Below are 21,488 nucleotides of genomic sequence, written 5' to 3'. Positions count from 1 at the left end.
CGCTTATTAACAGGAGATTTTAAATAGATTCCAATAAATACTTCTTTACAAATAGAAAAATAGGAAAATTTTCTCATACTAAAAAGATATTCTTCGGGATTTTTGTCGGAAAATTACTAAAAAAACCATCCCCATTGGTTTACAAAAAGACAAAAACACCCAAATTTAGACCTTGGGTGTTTCCACACATGCATATATCATTAAACATATTAACGATTCTTTAAAATGACTTCGTTGACCACTCTTTCTGCTGCATGTCCATCTTCTAAGTAACAAAACCGTTGATAAAATTCATTCATGCGTTCATCCGGAACCTTTGCATCCATTAACCCTTTTATCGCGGCAATCACTTCTTCGGTTGTTTCGACGAGCGGCCCTGGAGCATAATCTTCAAAATTAAAATAAAAACCCCTGATATCATCTTTGTATTCTGCAAGATCGTAGGTAAAGAAAATCATCGGTCGTTTTAGGTTGGCATAATCAAAAAATACGGAAGAATAGTCCGTGATGAGTACATCACTAATCAGGTAAAGTTCTTGGATGTCCTCATGCTTGGAAAAATCCCAAGCAAAGCCTTTATACGCCTCCAAGTTAAAGTTTTCAGCGACTAAATAGTGCATTCGAAGAATGATAATATATTCATCGCCTAATACTTCTTTCAGTTTAGCCAAATCCAACTGCAAATCATGTTTATATTTTCCCTCTTGATGAAATTGGTTATCTCGCCATGTTGGCGCATAGAGGATTACTTTTTTATCTTCAGGCAGATAATGTTTCTGTTTAAATTCCTTGGTTCTATCCTTACGGTCATCTCTATAAAAAATATCATTTCGTGGATAGCCTGATTCAATCATTTCTTTTTCAAATTTAAAGGCACGCTTAAAGATATCGGTTGAATAGCGATTGGGAGAAATTAAATAGTCCCAGTTCCGCGATTCAAGATAAAATTCCTGCTTATACTGCTCCGTCGTCGTCCCAGCCATTAGCACTTCTTTCATATCGTGTGCAAGCCTCTTCAAGGGTGTCCCATGCCAAGTTTGCAAGTAAATGGTCTGCTTAGGTTTCGGAATCCACAGCGGCATCCGGCTATTGGTGACCCAAAACCTTGCCCGCGCCATTAAGAACAGCCATTTTACCGAAAATCGCCGTGCATATGGGATTCCTTTATCGATAAATCCTTTTTCATAACGAGGGTCGACACTCCAAATAAGTTCATAGTCAGGATGATTCCGTTGTAGGTATTCGTATATCGCTCGAGGATTACAACTATATTGCTTGCCTAGAAAACTTTCAAACATAATCAGCTTTTTCTTCACTGGAAGGATAGAAACGAATTGAAATACATATTTATATACCAAAATAAATAACTCTTTTAACGATGCAATCACTAGAAACCGCTCCTAACCTTGTTAAAAGAAACACCGATAAGGCTGCTTTTAAAATAATCAGCAGCCTTGTGTTTACTTGAAAAAACTATTTATTAATTCTCACTTCTTGCTTAACAACCTTCGCTAAGTACTCAAGCAATTGCTCCCTCAGTTCCTCTCTGCTTAACGCCATTTCGATCGTTGTTTTGATGAATCCAAATTTCTCTCCAACATCATAGCGGATTCCTTCAAAGTCATACGCAAACACATCTTGGATACTATTCAATCGTTGAATGGCATCCGTCAGTTGAATCTCGCCGCCTGATCCTGTTTCTTGATTTTCAAGGAGTTCAAAGATCTCTGGAGTTAAAATATATCTGCCTAGAATAGCAAGATTCGATGGTGCTAACTCGACAGGCGGCTTTTCAACAAAGTTTCTAACATCATACATGCGTCCATCTTGCCGACTTGGATCAATAATTCCATAACGATTCGTTTCTTCTCTTGGGACGGGCTGAACACCAATGACAGAAGCACCAACTTGATCATAGACGTTCATTAATTGTTTTAAAGAGGGAACTTTTGCTTGGACAATATCATCCCCTAATAACACCGCAAACGGTTCATTCCCAATGAACTTTCTTGCACACCAAATTGCATGACCTAAGCCTTTAGGTTCTTTTTGTCTTATGTAATGAATATCAACATTCCCTGGTTTACGCACTTGCTCTAAAAGTTCAAACTTTTCCTTACGGGCTAAATTAACTTCAAGCTCAAAGGCACTATCGAAATGATCTTCAATTGCTCTTTTACCCTTACCTGTTACGATGATAATATCCTCAATTCCAGACTCAATTGCTTCTTCGACAATATATTGAATGGTTGGTTTATCAACGATAGGAAGCATTTCCTTAGGCATTGCTTTTGTGGCAGGTAAAAACCTTGTACCCAGCCCCGCAGCAGGGATAATCGCCTTTCTCACTTTACTCATTTTCTGATCTCCTTATACTTTTATTCTAATTACCACATATTTAAGTTCACTCTAATACTTGATAAAATGATGCCATTGCCCTTTTATTGTATTCTTCTGGAATAAATTCATCAAGTTTATTGTCCAACTCATTTCTCGCCAGTTGAGTGAGACCTTTTTCAAGCCCTTCAATGCTATTTTCAACTAATAAGCCATACCTTCCATCTTCCAATACATTTCGATTTGCAACGATATCAGTGGCAATGATCTTCATTCCATGTGTCATCGCTTCTAATAACACCATTGGCTGCCCCTCATAATGGGAGGAAAGAACAAAACAATCACATTTTTTCATCAGTGTAAATGGATTCTCAAGCTGGCCCGTAAGAAAAATGGAATCCTCACCCTTTAATTCTGCAATTAAATTCTCCAAATCTTTCCTTAATGGACCTTCACCTAAAATATATAGTTTCGAATTTGGGTAGTTCTGGTGAAATTGACTAAAAGCCTTAATTAAGTTATCCTGACCTTTTTCTGGTGATAAACGTCCCATAGTAATAAAATTATAATTCTCTGCAACGGGTTGGGGTATGATTGTTTCTTCAACTGTTACACGAGTTTCTTCTGTATTATTTGAAACAACTATTTTGTACCTCTTCGAATTAACCATTTTATACACGGATGTATTAAGCTTTGCATGGAGGCGTTTCTTTCCATCATAATCACGGACAATTGACAACACTGAAGAATTAATCCAACCAATCAATGTTCCTCTAATAGATATCCGGCTATAAATTCCTTGCTGTGTTCTTGCTTCTGCATCCACATCGACCAATCGACCTTTATATTCCTTACCGGAGGCAACTTTCTCGGTTCCTTCCAGATTATACGGCATACTCCAAATGTCTTGCCCATTTCCATTAGTAATGATGGCTAATTTCTTTACTGGTTTTTGAAATAAAATGCTATCCGAGAGCAGCTCAAAACAGGATTGGTCAAGCCAGCCAATGATCCGGTCATCGATAGTAAATTTATAGTAATTAGTGGTTTTGGTTTGGACTTCTCGTAAAATAGCGACTTCCTGATTTAGAAAGTTAACTGCGGATGCTATTTGGGTTGCGCCGTTTAAGACAGGTGGTCTGTTCCAGATTCCCTCGTTTTTAGGATCAGCGATTGTTGCCCGTGCTTTAAAGACCATATTACTGATAATTTGGTCTTCAGCCAGAGCCTCATCGATTAACGTTTTCGTTATACTCTCTGTAGACTCTTCATTCCCCAATCTTAATATCTTTTCAGGATTAATTGAGTTCATGACGAAATCAAATTTAAATTCCTCGGCAAATTCCTCTAAGTTACGTTTATTTAATTCCATGGTTGCAGGAGACACGCTGACAAGTTTGTCAAAATTATCATAGACGGAAAAGAGCCCTCGTAAATTAATTCGATGCGGCCTGCGTCCATTGATGACCTTTTCACTATCGGAACGGATGTCATTATGCATATAACAAATTTTTTTCTTAGCATCGGATGCAAGCAAATATTTGGCCCAATACAGGCTATAACCACTAAAATCGATGGCATAATCAAATTGTGCCCGCCCCGATAATCGATTGTATTCACGCTTGTAGGCTTTCTCCGGGTAAAGTATCTTTGTCACTTTACTATGCGCCCCTCGATTATGAATAAATTTATCCCGATACACTTCCAAAAGACTATGTACCTCCAATCCATTTCGAAACAGAAACCTAGCATTCTTATTCACCTTAGCGATATTATTTAAGGCTTCTTTCGACTTGGGTGATTTCATGAAAATACTAACATCAAACTTACTATAATCGATGTTATCAACCAGATTGATAAAGGAGGATGTAATGCCATTGTTCAACAAACCGCCAGGATAAATAAGAATTTTCTTTTTATCCCGGTCTAATTGATTAATGACATTGACCTGTGTCTCGTCCTGTTTAAATATGTATTGGACAATTCTAGAGGTGACATTTCCATCCTCATGTTTTGTGAATTTATTTTTGGCAGTCTGATAGGCGGGACGAAAGTGTTCCCTTATTTTCGTGATATCTTGAACTGCCGCAGATACTTCTTCAATTGTAAACAGCGTCGGTCCTGGTAATTCGTCTTCGGATAAATACATGCCTCTTTCTTCGCGATAATCGTCATAATCCCATATATAAAATAAAATAGGTTTATTTGTCACGAGATAATCAAAAAAGATGCTCGAGTAATCGGTGATTAAGAGGTCCACGATACGTAACAACTCATTCGTATCGACAAAATCCGGAATTAGGATATCGTTTATTTCACTAAATTTCCGTGCTTGATCATATAGAAAGGGATGCACTTTAATCAAAAGGTTATACTCGTTTCCAACCTTTTTCCTTAAATAATTCATTTCACTAATGATTTGGAACATATCATTTTTCGCTTTTGAAATATTGTTTCCTTTCCAGGTTGGGGCATAAAGAATCGTCTGTTTATTACGATCGATTTTAAGCCCTAATTGAGTTAATAAGGTCTGGAACCTATCTGAATTAGTATGATAGGTAAGATCAATTCTCGGATAGCCCTCTTGAATAATTTCTCCATTATATAGACCCTTCAGTTTATAACTATCAAGAAACATTTTGGTTGTATGGTCATTCGGACTTAATAGATAATCCGCACTCAGGAAATTCCTAACCACATTCTGCGAATGTGCTGGATTGCCAGGGATATCAAATCCCATCCTTTTTAGCGGCGTGCCATGCCATGTATTAATATAGATTTGCTCTTTTTTGGGAATAAAAAAAGACTGAAAGGTAGAATTATTAATTAGGTACTTACTAGTTGCTAACCATTTAAGATATTCCTTGGAATTACGTTTAACAAATATCACATTTTTCAAGTCTTTATACTCCGCAATCACGCTTTCTAGTTCATCTGCATTATTGATTGACCAAATATGTTTGAAATGTTTATATTCGGGGTGGTGTAAGAGGTGTTTAAAAATGGCATATGGACTATCAGTTAAACTTTTCCCGTCCCTACTCTCATATAAAACCGTATGGTCGATCACATTAAATTTTTCATAATACCTTCTGTATTGGAAATTTCTGCGATGGTGTGCTTTTCTTACATAATTATAGAGTGGTCCAATAATAAATTTTATCCTTCTTTTTAAAACCTTTTTATTCATGAAAATCTACAGCTCCCTTACCAATTCACTTTCTTATATTTTTTATTAGTTATTCTTACCAACTTTGAAGCGATATATGTACGGAGCAGACTATCTACACGTCCAAAACAAATAAAAAAAGCAAATTGATAAACAAGATTTCCTTGTCATCAATTTGCTTTATATAGAATGGCCTATATTTTTACTCTAAAACCTGATAGAACGTATCCATCGCTTTTCTCTACACATGTTCAGGGAGTGTAATGATTTACAACGCAACAAACCATCAAAGCATGTTTGATGGTTTAGTTGACGTTTTTATGATTTTCCGATAAGTTTCCTTAGGGTTCTTCTTAACGAAGAAGTTGATCTTAGTGAAATATTAGCTTGGTCTGTCTTATATAGTTCTCGATAGAGCCCATTGGGATCGATAGTCTGGCCTTGGAAATTGGGAACTTGATTCATATGGAGGCGAACTCCCTTTTGGAATACCACCATGAAAAAATCAAAGGTATGATTGGGTTCCATAAATTGTTTCCAAGGAAGATCAAAGTTACCATTCTCACGCTTGTGGAGATAAATTTTAGACTTGGTAACTCGATCTTTGAGGAAAAATGTTACATTTTCTGCTTCACCGATCTCCGTTTCATCTACACTAATCTTTATTCTATCTTTATCGAGTTGAATGTTTTCTAACTTGATGTCAACGACAAGATAAGAAAGTCTTCCTTTTGCAAAGAATAAAGTCCTTTTAATACTTGTATCAACATCCTCTAATTTTTTGGTATGATTCGTGAACATTTTCTTGGTGATTCTAAATCGTTCTTCTCGACCTTTAGAATAAAATATTACATAAAAATCATAGATATTATTGGCTGCGAAATCGGCTAAAGGTAACTTCACTGAAAGATTGCCCTTCTTATCCCGTTTCGCAGAATAAATCGATATATCCTGTGGATCTATTCTGGAAACCACTTCAATTTTTACTTGTTCTATTGTAAAGACTTCTGGGACACTGATATTTTTGATCCGGATAAATTGTTCATCAATTCCTATACTATCCATACTAATAAATTGACTTTGAATATCCTTTACTTTGAACAGTTCATCAGGAATATTGACTTCTGGGTCACGGAAATAAGGCAATGCCCAATAATAATTCCCGTCTTCTTCAAATATAGGTCCCTTAGGGCTGACTTGGAGGAACTCCACTAATTCACTAGTCATATCGTTTAAAATCATATAAATATAAAGATTTTTAACAATACCGATATCATTTTCAAATACGTTGGGAATCGTTGATAAAAAGTCTTTTATCTCTTGTAAATAAACCTCTTTAAATTCTTCATCAATTACAATCGACTTTATCGGAAAAAAAAGACGGTCAAAATTTCTTTTAAGGAATTCAGTTTTTAAAGGTTCATTTCCAAACTCATTGAAATAATTAATTTGGTAATATAGTGATTCCATGCGGTCTTTGAAATTATTGATATCACCTTTTAATTGTGTAATCGACTTAGCGCCCGTTTCGCCTCTTTTTCTCCATAAATAGACGACATCGGGAATAATTTCAATTTTATTCGCAAATAGAAATGCCTTATGAACCATAGGACGATCCGCATAAAGCATACCTGGTGGCATGAAACAATCATACTTAAATAGAAAATCTCTTTTGTAAATCTTATTCCAATAAAAGCCATCATAAAAAATATCCGGAAACTCTAGCAGGTTGGTTACTTCCCGTTCCTCTTTCCATACATCGCGTTCCTTTTTATAATGGACTTCCTTTATTACACCATCCAAAATAATGTGTGCCCTGCCAATGACAATATCCGCTTCCGTTTCTTTTGCCTTCTTATATAACTTCTCATAGGCATCCAAAGGAACGACATCATCAGAGTCCATGACCGTGACGTATTCACCGCTGGCAGCCTGTAAACCGGTATTTCCGGCAACTGCCCCGCCGCTATTCTTTTGATTAATCAACTTAAGATTTGGATATTTTTTTTGATATTCCTCAATAATGGCCACGCTATTATCTGGACTTTCATCATTGACCATAATAATTTCAAGTTCCTTAAGGGTTTGATTTACAAGCGAATCTAAGCACTCTCTCATATAGGGTTCTGTGTTGTATACTAAAACAACAACACTTAATTTATAGTTCTGACTCAAGGACGCTCACCTAACTCTAAGGAAATTATTTCGGTAATTTGTTTAACATCTGCAATTTCAAGGTCGGCATACATCGGTAAGCATAAGATACCGTCACTAATTTTTTTTGCAATTGGCGTGTCTTCGCTTGATGTGTCATAGCAAGAAAAATCATTACATAATGGATAAAAATACTTTCTTGCGAAGACATTATATTCTTGTAATACATCAAAAAGACGATCCCTAGCAGCTTGACTGCCAAGTAAGATAGGAAAATAAGAATAATTCGCTTTTACATCTGACCGCTGATTTAGTAATTGAATGGAAGTTACATGCTTTAAACCTTCAACATATGCTTCATATACATTCTTACGTAATTGGATATCATGTCTTACCGTCTCTAAGTTACAAAGACCCATAGCCGCTTGAAATTCATTCATTTTAGCATTGGTTCCAATATAATCAACACTTTCTGGGGAGGTGATCCCAAAGTTTTTAAGCGACTTTAACCTTGGCGCGATCGTTTCATCTTTAAAGGTTAGTAAACCACCTTCAATGGAATGGAACACCTTTGTAGCATGAAGACTAAACATGGATATATCTCCAAAATTTCCAATGCCTACTCCATTTATTTCAACTCCAAAGGCATGTGCCGCATCATAGATAATTTTTAGGTTATGTTTCTGTGCTATTTCCTCTATTTTAACAACATCACAAGGAGTCCCAAAAACATGCACTGCCACAATTGCACATGTATTTGGCGTAATGAGCTGTTCAATTTTCTCTGCATCAATGTTGTAAGTTTTTGGATCAATATCACAAAAAACAGGCTTTAACCCGGCATTCGCAATAGCATGAGTTGTAGATGCAAACGTGAATGGCGTTGTAATTACCTCTCCAGTTAAATCTAAGGATTTTAGTGCAATTTCTAATGCTAAGTGTCCATTTGTGAAAAGTTCCACATTAGGTACCATTAACATTTCTTTTACCTGTTCTCTAAATCTTTCATGTAATGGTCCATCATTGGTTAACCATTTTTTCTCCCAAATCTCTTTAATCAGTTCCGTATACATTTTATAATCTGGCAACTTCGGCTGTGTCACATTTATCCGTTTTTGAAAGACAAGTTCATTTTTCATCAGTTAATTTCTCCAGTCAATTAGGCTTTCAATCGCATCAATATCGAATACTGGAATCCCAAATTTCTCATGGATTTTCTTGCGCTCACTATGTGAATCATCAATGAAAATAGAAGATTTATCCATTGTAAAATATTTGTGTTTATCATCGTCCTGTTTAATATGGATAATCTCTAAGAAGAGTGCAGGGTCTATTTTCAAGCTCTTTAATGTCTCCCTAATATCGTGAATATGCTTTGTAATTAATACAATATCAATTTCTTTCGTTACACATTGGTAAATAAACATCATGATATATGGATTAATTTTCTTGTTTAAGGTAATGGTATCATCAAAATCTAGGTACACCTTATCATAAGAGATATCCAAGGAAAAGCGGTTTATTAAAGCCCGGTCCACTTCAATTGTAAAATCGTTCTCAATAATATCAATATCAAAACCCATTCGATCATAAAGACTTAATAAAGAAAAGTTAATTCCTTTATTTCGATACAGACTCATCGTCCCAGCAATTCTTGGAGCAATTTCCAGGAGCTTAAACGAGCCATCCACTGCTTCCTTAACCTGAAAAAACCACATTCCATGCGGCTGTATTTTTTGGTTGATGATTTCTGCGATTTCTCGAACCTTAGGCTCCATTTTTAAGGTCATCGAATTCACACTAATTCCACTTTTGATTCTTCTTCTTTGTCTCATCCCAGCAAATTTCAATTCACCATGGCGGTCTGTAAAACAATCAATGGTATATTCTTTCCCAGGTAAAAACTCCAAAATAAGAAGATCGTTCGGCTTACTTAAATGATACGCAAGTTCGTCTTTATTTTTTGCTAAGGCAATCCCTTTTGACCCTTGGCCAACATCTGGCTTTAAAAAGACTGGGAACTCTTTTACTTCCGATTGATCCCGATACATATGCGGGGTAAAAGGTTCCCCAGAAAAGGTTTCATATGTTAACTTTTTAGACCGACAAATTTCACAGGCTTCCTTTGAAGAAGTCATGACCTCAGCCTTTAGCTTTTCTTTATTTTGAGCGAGAGTAAGTACAACACTATCATGAGCAGGGAAAATATAATCGATGTTATTCTCTTCAACAATCCGATTTAATGAAGGAATGAAATCTTCATCTGCAACATTTGGTATTCCTTCAATATAATTCTTATATGTGTACTTCCCATGGTCAGCGACACTAGAGCCGCCATATATTTTTAAGCCCTTTACAAACTTCAGTGCATTATTTATTTCGAGGCCAATTTCTGAACCGCAAGGAAATACCAATACATTTTTTTGCAAATTTATTCACAACCTTCTCCATAATTAATCAATGAATCACTACTGTTATTGAAAGACCCTATCCACAACCCTTTTGGCTGCAAAGCCGTCCTCTAGGCTGCAATAACGCTGATAGAACTCCTCATATTTTTCTTGATAATTTTCTGTAACTTGATCAATATTGACAATTGCTTCGAGTAGATCAGCATCATTCTGAATAACAGGCCCTGGCAAATCTTCCTCCATATTGAGGTAAAATCCGCGAATGTTTTCCTTGTACATTTCATAATCATAGGCATAAAACAACATTGGTTTCTTGGAATTTGCATAATCAAAAAACACAGAAGAGTAATCCGTAATCAATATATCTGCCGTCACATATAGCTCTTGAATATCATCGTATTTTGAAAGATCATAAACAAAACCCTTGTATTTTTCATCTATTTCCAAAGAATCGGAGATAAGATGATGCATACGAAGCACTAAGATATAATCAGAATGCAGCTTTTCATAGAATTCATCTAAATCAAATTTCAATTGAAATGAATGCTCCCACGAACCAACCATCTCATTATCTCTCCAGGTTGGTGCATACAATATAACTTTCTTATCCTTTGGAAACGTAAGTTTTTCTTTTATTTCGGTCACTTTTTCCGGTAGATCTTCCCGGTAAAAAATATCATTTAATGGATATCCTGTCTCAAGCATTTCCTTTTCAAATTTAAAGGCTCTTCTAAAAATAGCCGATGAATAGGGATTTGCTGAAATTAAATAATCCCAATTTCGTGATTCAATATAAAAGTTCTCTCTTGCCAACACTTCAGGTCCCTCAATATCAATATCCCAACCAAGTTTTTTCAAAGGTGTACCATGCCACGTTTGCAAATAAATATTCCCTTCTCTTTTGCGATGCACAGGAAAAAGGATATTACTTACCCAATATTTAGCCTTTGCTAAATAGCGATAAAATTCTTCCGTTTCTCGGTTCACCAGAATTGGGTTACCTGGAATATCTTCTGGATTGCCCCCCATATAGGACCAAACATAGGTATAGTTTTTATATTTTGGATCTCTTAACATTTGTTCATAAACATATTTCGGGTTTCCTGAGTAATTCTTCCCTAAGAAACTCTCGAAAACCACCATTTGCTTATCCAATGGTTCGCTTAGGCTTACCTCGTTAAAAACAGTTTTCCCTCTCGCAATACCGTAGGTTTTTTCAAACTGGGCTTGGTCCGTATACCATAGCGCTAAGCTATTAATCCCCATGGTTGCATAGAGTGAGATTACATGTTCCTCATCTGTTTCAATCGTCACTAAATAGCGGTCTTCTTCACGTTCAAATTCACGATAACTTTGTAGGTTAATTAGTTCTTGATGAAGGACTTTATTCTTTTCATCAGTTACTCGTAAAATGACGTCCCAGCGTGAGTTTTTCACAAGGTCATGCTTAAGCTTATCAGGATAAATGATCCCAGCAAATTGATAAAGATCCCCATGATCTTGCTTAAATACGTCTAATTTAAAGGAATGCCTTCTTTTCACATCCCGTCTTTGCATAATCACTTCCGCAAATGCCGGTTTGTTTTGAAAGAAGTCTTCCATCGTTCCTTCTATGTATAAATTTAACCCTTCATTTTTTAATTCTTTAATAGTTGGGTTAATCAGAATCCTTTTTGTAGCGATCGAAATATTTTTCTTTTTAGTTTTCGTAATTTTTATTTTCGACTTATTTTTTTCATCCACCACTTGTGTTAATTTTAAATGGCTGGAAAAGCCCGTTCTTCTTAATACTTTTCTTGAAAATAGATAAGATGTTAAAAAAACATCTAAATTCCCATCTTCAGTCAATTCCGCTAAATCATCTAATTTAATATCAATACGCTTTCCCGATAAAGGTTCTTGAATTCTGCGTCCTGATTTACGATCTTTCAACAAAACATACCGTTTTAAGAATGAAGGGGACAGTTTATCGTATTCAATCACAAGTGCATCATCTTCAATGGAGACACTTTTTACTTTATGGGTGAGAGCTAGTTTTGAAACTATCTTTTTGATAATTTTCTTCATCTTTCTTCTCCTTACTCTTCTGAAAGAGGGTAAAATCTTACAGAAATGGTCGTCCCTAAAAGGCTTAATCCCTACTTAAGGAATGAGTAGGGAAGATGTAAATTTGCAGTTACTTATCATTTTTGGTCATACATTTTACTGTAATATGCCTTGTATGCTCCGCTCGTTACGTGATTCATCCAATCTTGATTTTCAAGATACCAATTAATCGTCCGAACGATTCCGTCCTCAAATTTGGTTTCCGGTTCCCATCCTAGTTCCTCTGTAATTTTCGTTGGATCGATGGCATATCTAAGATCATGACCTTTTCTATCCTTAACAAACGTTATTAAATCCTCTGTAATTGAAGGATCAGCATGTTGTTGTAAATAGGCGATGATTATTTTGACAATCTCAATATTCGTTCGTTCATTGTGACCACCAACATTGTAAACTTCCCCTAGTCTGCCATTCTTCACTACCATATCAATAGCTTTACAATGGTCTTCCACATAGAGCCAATCCCTTACATTTTTACCATTCCCATAAACAGGAATTTCTTTGTGATGTAGACAGTTATGAATAATTAATGGAATGAGCTTTTCAGGAAAATGATAAGGACCGTAATTGTTAGAACATCTTGTAATGTTAATAGGCATTTTATATGTTTCCCAATAAGCTTTGACTAATAGATCAGCTGACGTTTTACTAGCAGAGTATGGACTGCTTGGATCCAGCGGCGTTTTTTCCGTGAAATACCCGGTTTCTCCAAGGGAGCCATAAACTTCATCCGTTGATACCTGGAGAAATTTTTTCCCTTCCTTGTATACATCATCACCGACTAACCATTTATCTTTGGCAATATTTAAAAGGTTTAAAGTTCCTAAGACATTTGTTTTCACAAAGACTTCAGGATCTTCAATGCTCCTATCCACATGTGATTCTGCAGCAAAGTTAACAACATAATCAATATCATACTGATCAAAAATTGCCTGAATAGCTTTCGCATCTCCAATATCTGCTTGGACAAATTGATAATTTTCGTTGTTTTCCACACTTTTAAGGTTCTCAAGATTTCCTGCATAAGTTAATAAATCCACATTGATAATCTTAATATCCGAATACTTCTTTAGCATATACAATACAAAGTTAGAGCCAATAAACCCAGCCCCGCCTGTAACTAAATATGTTTTCATTTTTTCAGCACCTTTACTAGCTATTTCCTTTTAGGAGGATACGTTTCTGCGAGATGAAATAGATATTGTCCATAATCCGTTTTACTTAATGATTCTGCTAATTCCAACAGTTGTTGTTTGTCAATATATCCTTGTCGGTAAGCAATTTCTTCTATGCACGAAATATATAACCCTTGCCGGTTTTGGACTGCTTCTACATAGTTGCTCGCTTTTAACAAACTGCTATGTGTTCCTGTATCGAGCCAGGCCATACCACGGCCTAACATTTCTGTTTTAAGTTTCCCTCTTTTTAAATAAACCTCATTGACCGTTGTAATCTCCAGCTCACCTCTTGGTGACGGCTTTATCGTTTTGGCAATTTCAACAACATCATTATCGAAGAAATAAAGCCCTGGTACGGCGTAATTTGATTTAGGATTTGCTGGTTTTTCCTCAAGACTTAAGACATTGCCCTCATCATCAAATTCAACTACCCCGTATTCTTCAGGATTACTTACATAATAACCAAAAATAACGGCCCCTTCTTCTAAGTTTACAGCTCTTTGTAAGGATTCCTTTAGTCCTTGGCCATAGAAAATGTTATCGCCAAGTACCAATGCCACTTTGTCTTGGCCGATAAACTCTTCCCCCACAAGGAAAGCTTCTGCTAGTCCACCTGGTTTTTCTTGAACGGTATAGGAAATAGATAATCCTAAGTGGCTTCCATCTCCGAGCAGCCGTTCAAACTGCGGCAAATCATTTGGGGTTGAAATAATCAAAATTTCTTTAATGCCTGCAAGCATTAAGACAGATAACGGATAGTATACCATCGGTTTATCATATATAGGCACTAATTGTTTGGAGATTCCCTTCGTTATAGGATATAACCTACTTCCGGTACCCCCTGCTAGAATAATTCCTTTCACTATTTAGCACACCTCTCTAAGTCAATTGAAATGATTTTATGTATAATGAAACTATTATTAATTTACTTAAAAAAATACAGTCTTATTCAACTGTTCCCAACTCAAGTTAATGAAAGGGATATTTTCCTGCTTTATTATAAGATAATAAGATAGCAAATGGTATAAGAATTAGTCAAAAATTCAAGAATGTCATCGAAATTTAAAGTGAAATTTGTTGTATCTTGTAAAATTAGGGCATTTTTTGCCATAGTTTAAATCAAATTATCGATTGTGAAAACCGTCTCTTTAATGGAGACGGTCTTTATTATTTACTTTTATCTTCTAAAACTATTTCACTAAGGCCCAGGTTATTTATCGTTTATCAGCAATCGTTTTACAACCTTCTCCGTTGATTTCCCATCATGCCAGCTGCAGAATTTTTCGTAAAAGGAATCATATCTTTCTGCATATTCCTTGGTAACCTCATCAATATTTGATATTGCCTCAATAACGGCATCGCTTGTCTTCAAGAGCGGTCCTGGTCCTTCATTTTCAAAATCGAGATAGAAGCCTCTTAATTGGTCCCGGTACTTATCCAGGTCATACGTAAAGAATAGAATCGGCCGTTTTAGGTTGGCGTAATCAAAAAATACGGAAGAATAATCGGTTATGAGGATATCTGAAATTAGGTATAATTCAGCAATATCATCATACTTCGAAAGATTGAACGCAAAGCCATCCAAGCCTTCAACATTAATATCATCCGCAATAAAATAGTGCATCCTTAGTGCGACAACATAGTCATCCCCAAGAGTTTCCTTCATTTTATGTAGATCCAGTTGAAGTTGAAATTTATATTTGCCAGGCTCGTAGTAGTCATCATCACGCCATGTTGGGGCGTATAGTACCACTTTTTTATTGTCAGGGATCCCAATGTTTTTCTTTACCCGGGCTACAATTTCTTCCTTTTGTAGTGAATACAGAATATCATTTCGAGGATATCCGTACTCGAGCATTTCGTTATCAAACTTAAAGGCGCTTCTAAATATTTCAGATGAATAGCGGTTTGGCGATAATAAGTAATCCCACGCACGCGACTGCATATAGAAATCCCGTTTGTATCTTGGATTGGCCGAATATACATCCTTCATATCAAATACCAATTTTTTAAGTGGTGTACCATGCCAGGTCTCTAAAAAGACATTTCCCTCACGTTTGACAAGATGGAGCGGCTGGCGCATGTTATTGATCCAGTATTTTGACACTGCAAAATAATAGTAGTAAGCGAGACTGAATCTCTTCACGATTTTGGCGTTGCCAGGGATTTTACGATTTTTATCATTGAATACCCAAATGCACTGATAATCCAGTTTATTTTCCATAATATATTCGTAAATATTACGGGGACTATCCGAATAGTTTTTTCCTAAGAAACTTTCAAATATAATGTAATTCTCCTTCATTGGGAATCTCAAGAAAAACTTATTGTAAATATACCTTTTAAGTCTAGTGAACCCTTTAATCGCATTTTTAAAGTCCCTTACTTCCACATGAAATCTAAAGCCCTTGATGAATTTATCTTTACTTCCAGACCGTAACTGGTTAATCTCCCTTTTAATATGTCTAGGCTGTGAAGCCATCGTAGCCGGGTTGACTTCTTTCATCGCGGACGACAATAAGGCAAAGAACTCATCAAAATGTTTTTTATCTTGAAAAATATTGATTACCTGTCTTCGGTAAAACCTTAGGAGTAACCCGTCCAAATATTCCTTTACTAGTTCCGATTTTCCATACTGTTTAGTCAATTCCATATAAATTTTGATAAAATCACGGGTTCGTTCTTGGATTGATCGTTGGACCAGACTTGGATTGGAAATCGGATCATTTCTCACCCGTTGAAAATATGTATAAATATTTAAGCAAGGTAAACTTTTTACATATAGGATAAACGGAATGATCCCTGATATATCTGTTGCGCCTTCCGTTTCCTCATAGAAGCGAATCGAACGTTCTTTGATGAAACTATTCCGAATCAATACGTTTAAAATACTGCCGCTATTGAATATTATAGGACTAGGTTGATCGATTACCATTACTTCCGGCGGCTGGGGAATCTCTAAATCCGTTGGCTTTAATAATCGTTTGGTTTTCCCCGCAATCGCAGGCGCTTCTTTAATATGGGCTACAAGGAATTCAATTGAGTTTTCAGCTAGGATGTCTTCACTATCTAGAAAAAACACCAACTCCCCTGTCACAGAACTCAAGCCTTTATTCCGTGAATAGGCCACTCCCTGTTTTGAGTCATTTTTTAAATAGACAATTCTTTTGTCTTGAAGCAACGTTTCAAGGTAACCAGTATTTTCTGTATCCGAACCATCATTTATGATAATAATCTCCAAATTAGTGTAGCTTTGTGATAATACGGAATTCAAACAGTCTCCAATGAATTCCATGGAGTTGTAATACGGAATTATGATTGATACCGTCGCTTTTTGTATAGTATTCATGTTACTTCAGTCACACTCCCTGAAATTTCGACAATTTTCCTTATCGATTTTAACAAATTTCTGCCGTTTGGGGTATAGCAATGTTAAATTATAACATGTTTTGTCTTTATATACCCTTTCCACCCTTTAATACGATAGGTTTCCACATTATAGGAATAAAAATTTATAATCCCAAAAATAAACTAGGATATTTTTAATCTGTCATTACTTTTAACTAAATTGGACAAAACAAAAGGGCGCCCATGGCAGCCCTTTTCGATTTTATTATTTTAAGTCCTCATTTTCCAACCTCAATTAAATTTTTTCCATGTTCATTCTATAAGCGCTTATCTTTCCAAAAATTCTTTACCAAATGTTTTTGAGGGTTATAGACCTCTAATGTATAACCTTTTTTGTGCAGAAAATCAATAATAATCGGAAGCTGCTGCACTGTTCCTCTTGAATCATGGAAAAGAATCACAATTGGGCCTTTTTTGCCTTTAAGTCCGGATTTAACCCTCGAGGTAATCATCGTTGGTCTTGTTCGATTATATTTCCAATCGAGTGTATCAATGTCCCAGTCCCACATCTTAAAACCCTTTTTCGCTAAAGCATCACGGAGCGGTTTCTTCATATAAGGTTTACTTCCATAAGGCACGCGGGTCAATTTACTATTAAACTTAGAAACTTTTAACAAGGTTTGGCGCGTTTTTTCCATTTCAATGGCAACATTATTGGAGCTTCCCCGATATAATTTGCGTACATCGTGGGAAACACTATGTACAGCTGGATAATTTCCTTCTTTTATCATCCGTTGAACGGTTTTCGGATTCCGTTTGATATTGCCCTCAATCATAAAAAAGGTCGCATGTGCCTTTTTCTTCTTCAAGATATCAAGTATTTTCGGGGTATACTGGTTGGGACCGTCATCAAAGGTCAAATAAACAACCTTACTAGTTTTTGACTCTGCTGCATAGGTAAGATCTGTTGAAAAGAAGCAGGTACTAATTAAGAGCAACATGGCTAGTGTCATGATTGTTGTTTTTTTGAACATATCTTTTCCCCCTCTAAAATAAACAACTCTCTAAAACTTCTTTTCTAAGATATGCAGGTGACGCTTTTCCCCATTTCATGCAAAAAGAATAATCTCATTCATGAATAATCCCCAATCATTCCATCCAACCTATAATGGATAGATTCATAATCGTTAGTTGAGGTGAAAAGGTATGCAGAATAAACCATTTGTTTTTTCTAGGAATATGACTGCCATTGCAAAGGGACTGGCAATCCTCTTAATGGTCTATCATCATTTATTTGCTTTTCCAACCCGTATTGCTACTGTCGATTACTCACCCATCATGATGATTGATGACACTCCCTTAGACCAGCTCATTGGGGAATTTGGAAAGCTATGTGTGGCCATATTCCTGTTCTTAAGCGGGTTGGGTCTTTATAAAAGCTTCCAATCAAAACACAAGTTCACATTTGGCCAGGGGTTAAAAAGAGCCATCAACTTTTTTATCATTTATTGGATGATCTTTTTTATTTTCATTCCGATTGGGCTGAAATATTTTGACAATACGCTGCGCTATACTTGGAATCCTAAGCTTTTTATTTATAATTTATTTGCCCTAGTTCATACCTACAATGGTGAGTGGTGGTTCATCTCTGTTTATATCGAATTGGTCTTGCTTTTCCCGGTAATAATAAAATTGATTGAAAATTGGCCGACTCTGACAAGTTACCTCTCATTTATTTGCCTGTTTCTTTCTGCTTTCTTTCTTCACATAGATGACTTTTTTCCTACTCATGAATTAGTACAAATTGCGATCAATCATCTTAGTACGTTATTAACGTGGCAAATAATCTTCATTACCGGGATTTTCTTTTCAAAATATTCCTTATTTGAAAAAATGAATGCCTTTTTCTCTAAAATTCATTTAAATAGTAAAATCGTGTATATGCTGTTACTTGTACTCTGCTTTTATTTACGACAGTACACCTTCAAATTTATTGTTGAAACAAGAGGTCCCGAAATTGAGGGAATCTATAATTACGCAGATTTTATTCTCGCACCGATCGTGATTTTCTCGTTTGTTAAACTCGTTCAAAATATCAAGATTCTAGAAAAGTTATTCTTTCTGTTAGGAAAACACTCAACGATTATTTGGCTGACCCATACCTTTTTTATTTATTACTTTTTTCAAAAAATGAGCTTTGCGCCATACTATTCGACTTTGATCGTGATGTGGGTGTTTATCCTAACAATCCTAGTTTCGATCTGCATTAACTGGATCCTCCGTTTGGCTCAATTTCCATTTTTAAAAACGAAGATGCGTACATCACCTTAATAATAGCTAATCGCTTGACTTCCAAACTGTTTCCAGCCTTCAACAAATGATTTGATTGGACGCTTTTTATTTTTCGTTCCATCTAATGGATCATTAAAATAGACATACTTGGAATCATAGCCTGTAATCACAACGGAATGTTCTTTATACGTAATTCGCACGGTTCCATGTGAGGTATACCATGTTTGCCAATACGAATTCGGAACACGGCTGAACCAACTCGTATTAATAATCCAGACCGGATGACCAGCACTAACGTAACTTAAGATGGTTTCGAACGGTTTTCCGGTTAAATTTTTAATTCGATTTGGCTTATATGTTTCTGCTAAGGCTTCAATTGGTTTATGAAATACGCCAAAACCCGGTTTGTTGAAGGTATACATATTACCGACAAACCCATAGTTGGGATGGCCAAAATAGATCTTACCATTTTTCCGTTTCAGTGGGGCTGGGTCCTTTTTCACTTGTTTGGCAAGCGTCATTTTATTGGCTTTGATCCCGGTATATTTCAATAACATCGTTAAACTCGTCACTTCACAACCACGCGGTAACTCTGGCATCTGCCGTACGATTGGGACATTCAGAATCTTCTTTTTTAGCTTAGGCTGTGACTTAACAATCAGTTTTCGCGATAGACTTTTGTTATTTGCCTTATCTACAGAGTAAACCTCCATGACGGTTTGTTTTTTTTGCTGTGGAATAGGAAAAGAAAAATCCCCGTTTTTGTCAGCAACCTTTTTTAAGTAATATTTACCATTTCTATTCACATAAACAATTGTATTTGCCTCAGCCTTTCCGCTTATCGTAAAAGATTTATTGGTCAGCTGATTCACAGTAGGCATTTTGGGGGGCGTTTTATCGATCACAACGGGAGCTGCTTCTGCTGTACCTGTGTTTGCTGCCAATAGCAGTAAAGTTAGTAAAGAACCCATCCATTTTATTTTCTTCATTTCTCGTCTGCTCCTTCTATTAGAATGGTTTAAAAAAGCTAGGTAAGACGGTAAATTTACATACTTACATTAAGTTCGGAAATATATTTACTAGCGACATATCCAACTTTTCCACCTAGATCAACAACATAGTAATCTTTTTCCCTTTTGAAAAAATAGTAATCTTGATTTTTATTAATATAGGCAATGACCGTACCTGCAGTCGCTTTGTTGAGAACTGGTGCATTATCCTTCATCTTAATGCTGCCGATTTGTGGAAGATTCGACACCCAGCTGCTTACTGATGCTTTCTTAAGAGCAATCACCGATTTCTTTTCAATATAACCGGTTCCTGTTCCAAATTTAATCCCAAACCAAGTGCCCTTACTGGAGATAATTTTCAGAGTTTGGTATTTTTTCAATGTACCAACTGCTGCTGTTTTTGAATTACTTTGATAGATTGTTAAATCTGCCTTACTTTTAAAATATGGAGCAGTCGCCTTTGCTTTATGATGCTTATTTACGATCCATGCTACACCAGCAATGACTTTTTGTGATTTTTCATAGGAGATTCCTTTTGTCATAATCGCTAACACATAGGGGTTGGTATCATAAACAATAGCCGCATCATTATAGATTCTTTCATTTGGAATCATCCCCACCTTGTGGGCAACAACTGTTCCTTTTATCCCACGTGGAATCGTTGTATTATAAACAGTCTTTTTCAAATAGCCGACAAGTTCTTTGCCTAGAGGGCTTTTATTGGAAAATTGATAGAGCCTTTTTGCATAGATCGTTAAATCATTCGCAGAGGTTAAATTTTGCCCATTCGGATAGGCATATTGTCCGCCAACGCTTTTCATATATTTAATAAAAGTACTCTGTCCGACACGTTCCTTCAACATGATAAAGGCAATATTATCACTGTAAATCATCGCCTTTTTCACAAGGTCTCTAATCGTATAATAAGTCCCGACCTTTTGATTTTGGATGACACCGCTGCCGCCATAATAATGATAGCTTTTGTATTTAAGCTTCTGATTTAAATTGATCTTTCCTTTAGCTGCTTGCTCCATAATATAGAGGGCCAGCGGCAGCTTAATTGTGCTAGCAGCACGGTTTGAGGTCCTTCCTTTAATTTGAAACATTTCCCCGGTAACCAAATCCTGATACTGTAAGGTAACGCGGCCGCCTGATTTTTTTATGTACTTGTTTAATTCACTCGATACCTTTTTGGTAAAATCCTGATGCGCGGTTAGTTCTGCTGCACTTGCATGTTGAGCCGGAATGATCATGGAAAATAATAGTATAGCAATCATCATTCCCTGTAAAAAACGTCCCACTTTCAACTCGTTCCCCATCCTTCATAATATTCTAACAATATACTAATTTTAACAAGAATATCCATATTTTTATATACTTTTATAAGGCTGTGTTAAAGTTTATTATTGATTTTCCTAACCATCCTGATTGGAGCGGAAATCAACAGGCAAGTTCAACACAGCCGAGAATAAAAATGATTTTC

Annotated in this window: 13 protein-coding genes and 1 pseudogene; 1 reads left to right on the top strand and 13 read right to left on the bottom strand. The window is 36.1% G+C overall.

What is annotated here, in order from left to right:
• Nucleotides 1-209 precede the first annotated feature (209 nt).
• From KW850_RS10670 to KW850_RS10620, 11 genes and pseudogenes are all read right to left on the bottom strand, one after another.
• Nucleotides 210-1,352 (bottom strand): annotated as a pseudogene (locus tag KW850_RS10670) (CDP-glycerol glycerophosphotransferase family protein); the annotation flags it as partial.
• 121 nt (nucleotides 1,353-1,473) lie between these two features.
• Nucleotides 1,474-2,358 (bottom strand): UTP--glucose-1-phosphate uridylyltransferase GalU, encoded by an 885-nt coding sequence (galU, locus tag KW850_RS10665; RefSeq protein WP_218347556.1) that lies wholly within the window; start codon nucleotides 2,356-2,358, stop codon nucleotides 1,474-1,476.
• A gap of 46 nt (nucleotides 2,359-2,404) precedes the next feature.
• Nucleotides 2,405-5,527 carry a CDP-glycerol glycerophosphotransferase family protein gene (locus tag KW850_RS10660; protein WP_218347555.1) on the bottom strand — a complete coding sequence of 1,041 codons (3,123 nt, stop codon included), beginning with the start codon at nucleotides 5,525-5,527 and terminating at the stop codon, nucleotides 2,405-2,407.
• A 297-nt stretch (nucleotides 5,528-5,824) separates the two neighbouring features.
• The gene (locus tag KW850_RS10655; RefSeq protein WP_218347554.1) at nucleotides 5,825-7,681 is read right to left on the bottom strand and encodes a glycosyltransferase; all 1,857 of its coding nucleotides are present in this window, start codon (nucleotides 7,679-7,681) and stop codon (nucleotides 5,825-5,827) included.
• Nucleotides 7,678-8,799, bottom strand: coding sequence for a DegT/DnrJ/EryC1/StrS family aminotransferase (locus tag KW850_RS10650; protein ID WP_218347553.1), 1,122 nt, complete (start codon nucleotides 8,797-8,799; stop codon nucleotides 7,678-7,680). The genes KW850_RS10655 and KW850_RS10650 overlap by 4 nt, the downstream gene beginning before the upstream one ends.
• 3 nt (nucleotides 8,800-8,802) lie before the next feature.
• Nucleotides 8,803-10,089 carry an ATP-grasp domain-containing protein gene (locus tag KW850_RS10645; protein ID WP_218347552.1) on the bottom strand — a complete coding sequence of 429 codons (1,287 nt, stop codon included), beginning with the start codon at nucleotides 10,087-10,089 and terminating at the stop codon, nucleotides 8,803-8,805.
• Nucleotides 10,090-10,134: 45 nt separating this feature from the next.
• The gene (locus KW850_RS10640; RefSeq protein WP_218347551.1) at nucleotides 10,135-12,138 is read right to left on the bottom strand and encodes a CDP-glycerol glycerophosphotransferase family protein; all 2,004 of its coding nucleotides are present in this window, start codon (nucleotides 12,136-12,138) and stop codon (nucleotides 10,135-10,137) included.
• Between the two features lie 116 nt (nucleotides 12,139-12,254).
• Nucleotides 12,255-13,313, bottom strand: a complete 1,059-nt coding sequence (gene rfbB, locus KW850_RS10635) for a dTDP-glucose 4,6-dehydratase (protein WP_218347550.1) — start codon at nucleotides 13,311-13,313, stop codon at nucleotides 12,255-12,257.
• A gap of 20 nt (nucleotides 13,314-13,333) precedes the next feature.
• Entirely contained in the window at nucleotides 13,334-14,218 is an 885-nt protein-coding gene (gene rfbA / locus KW850_RS10630; protein ID WP_218347549.1) for a glucose-1-phosphate thymidylyltransferase RfbA, read from the bottom strand.
• A 347-nt stretch (nucleotides 14,219-14,565) separates the two neighbouring features.
• Complete coding sequence (locus KW850_RS10625; RefSeq protein ID WP_218347548.1) at nucleotides 14,566-16,704, bottom strand: bifunctional glycosyltransferase/CDP-glycerol:glycerophosphate glycerophosphotransferase; 2,139 nt, start codon at nucleotides 16,702-16,704, stop codon at nucleotides 14,566-14,568.
• 316 nt (nucleotides 16,705-17,020) lie between these two features.
• Nucleotides 17,021-17,737, bottom strand: a complete 717-nt coding sequence (locus KW850_RS10620) for a polysaccharide deacetylase family protein (RefSeq protein ID WP_218347547.1) — start codon at nucleotides 17,735-17,737, stop codon at nucleotides 17,021-17,023.
• 172 nt (nucleotides 17,738-17,909) lie between these two features.
• On the opposite strand from KW850_RS10620, the gene KW850_RS10615 reads away from it, so the two are divergent.
• Nucleotides 17,910-19,034, top strand: a complete 1,125-nt coding sequence (locus KW850_RS10615) for an acyltransferase family protein (protein WP_218347546.1) — start codon at nucleotides 17,910-17,912, stop codon at nucleotides 19,032-19,034.
• On the opposite strand, the gene KW850_RS10610 is transcribed toward KW850_RS10615, so the two are convergent.
• Both KW850_RS10610 and KW850_RS10605 read right to left on the bottom strand, forming a co-directional pair.
• Nucleotides 19,031-19,984, bottom strand: coding sequence for a C39 family peptidase (locus KW850_RS10610; RefSeq protein ID WP_218347545.1), 954 nt, complete (start codon nucleotides 19,982-19,984; stop codon nucleotides 19,031-19,033). The two genes, KW850_RS10615 and KW850_RS10610, sit on opposite strands and share 4 nt — an antisense overlap.
• 56 nt (nucleotides 19,985-20,040) lie before the next feature.
• Entirely contained in the window at nucleotides 20,041-21,306 is a 1,266-nt protein-coding gene (locus tag KW850_RS10605; protein WP_308128788.1) for a serine hydrolase, read from the bottom strand.
• Between the last annotated feature and the right edge of the window lie 182 nt (nucleotides 21,307-21,488).

Source organism: Bacillus sp. sid0103, assembly GCF_019219025.1.
This window is presented reverse-complemented; position numbering and strand designations above follow the sequence as displayed.

Coding starts and splice junctions, on each gene's coding strand:
- galU (WP_218347556.1), bottom strand. CDS start 2,358: ATGAGTAAAGTGAGAAAGGCGATTATCCCTGCTGCGGGGCTGGGTACA.
- KW850_RS10660 (WP_218347555.1), bottom strand. CDS start 5,527: ATGAATAAAAAGGTTTTAAAAAGAAGGATAAAATTTATTATTGGACCA.
- KW850_RS10650 (WP_218347553.1), bottom strand. CDS start 8,799: ATGAAAAATGAACTTGTCTTTCAAAAACGGATAAATGTGACACAGCCG.
- KW850_RS10640 (WP_218347551.1), bottom strand. CDS start 12,138: ATGAAGAAAATTATCAAAAAGATAGTTTCAAAACTAGCTCTCACCCAT.
- rfbB (WP_218347550.1), bottom strand. CDS start 13,313: ATGAAAACATATTTAGTTACAGGCGGGGCTGGGTTTATTGGCTCTAAC.
- KW850_RS10625 (WP_218347548.1), bottom strand. CDS start 16,704: ATGAATACTATACAAAAAGCGACGGTATCAATCATAATTCCGTATTAC.
- KW850_RS10620 (WP_218347547.1), bottom strand. CDS start 17,737: ATGTTCAAAAAAACAACAATCATGACACTAGCCATGTTGCTCTTAATT.
- KW850_RS10615 (WP_218347546.1), top strand. CDS start 17,910: ATGCAGAATAAACCATTTGTTTTTTCTAGGAATATGACTGCCATTGCA.
- KW850_RS10610 (WP_218347545.1), bottom strand. CDS start 19,984: ATGAAGAAAATAAAATGGATGGGTTCTTTACTAACTTTACTGCTATTG.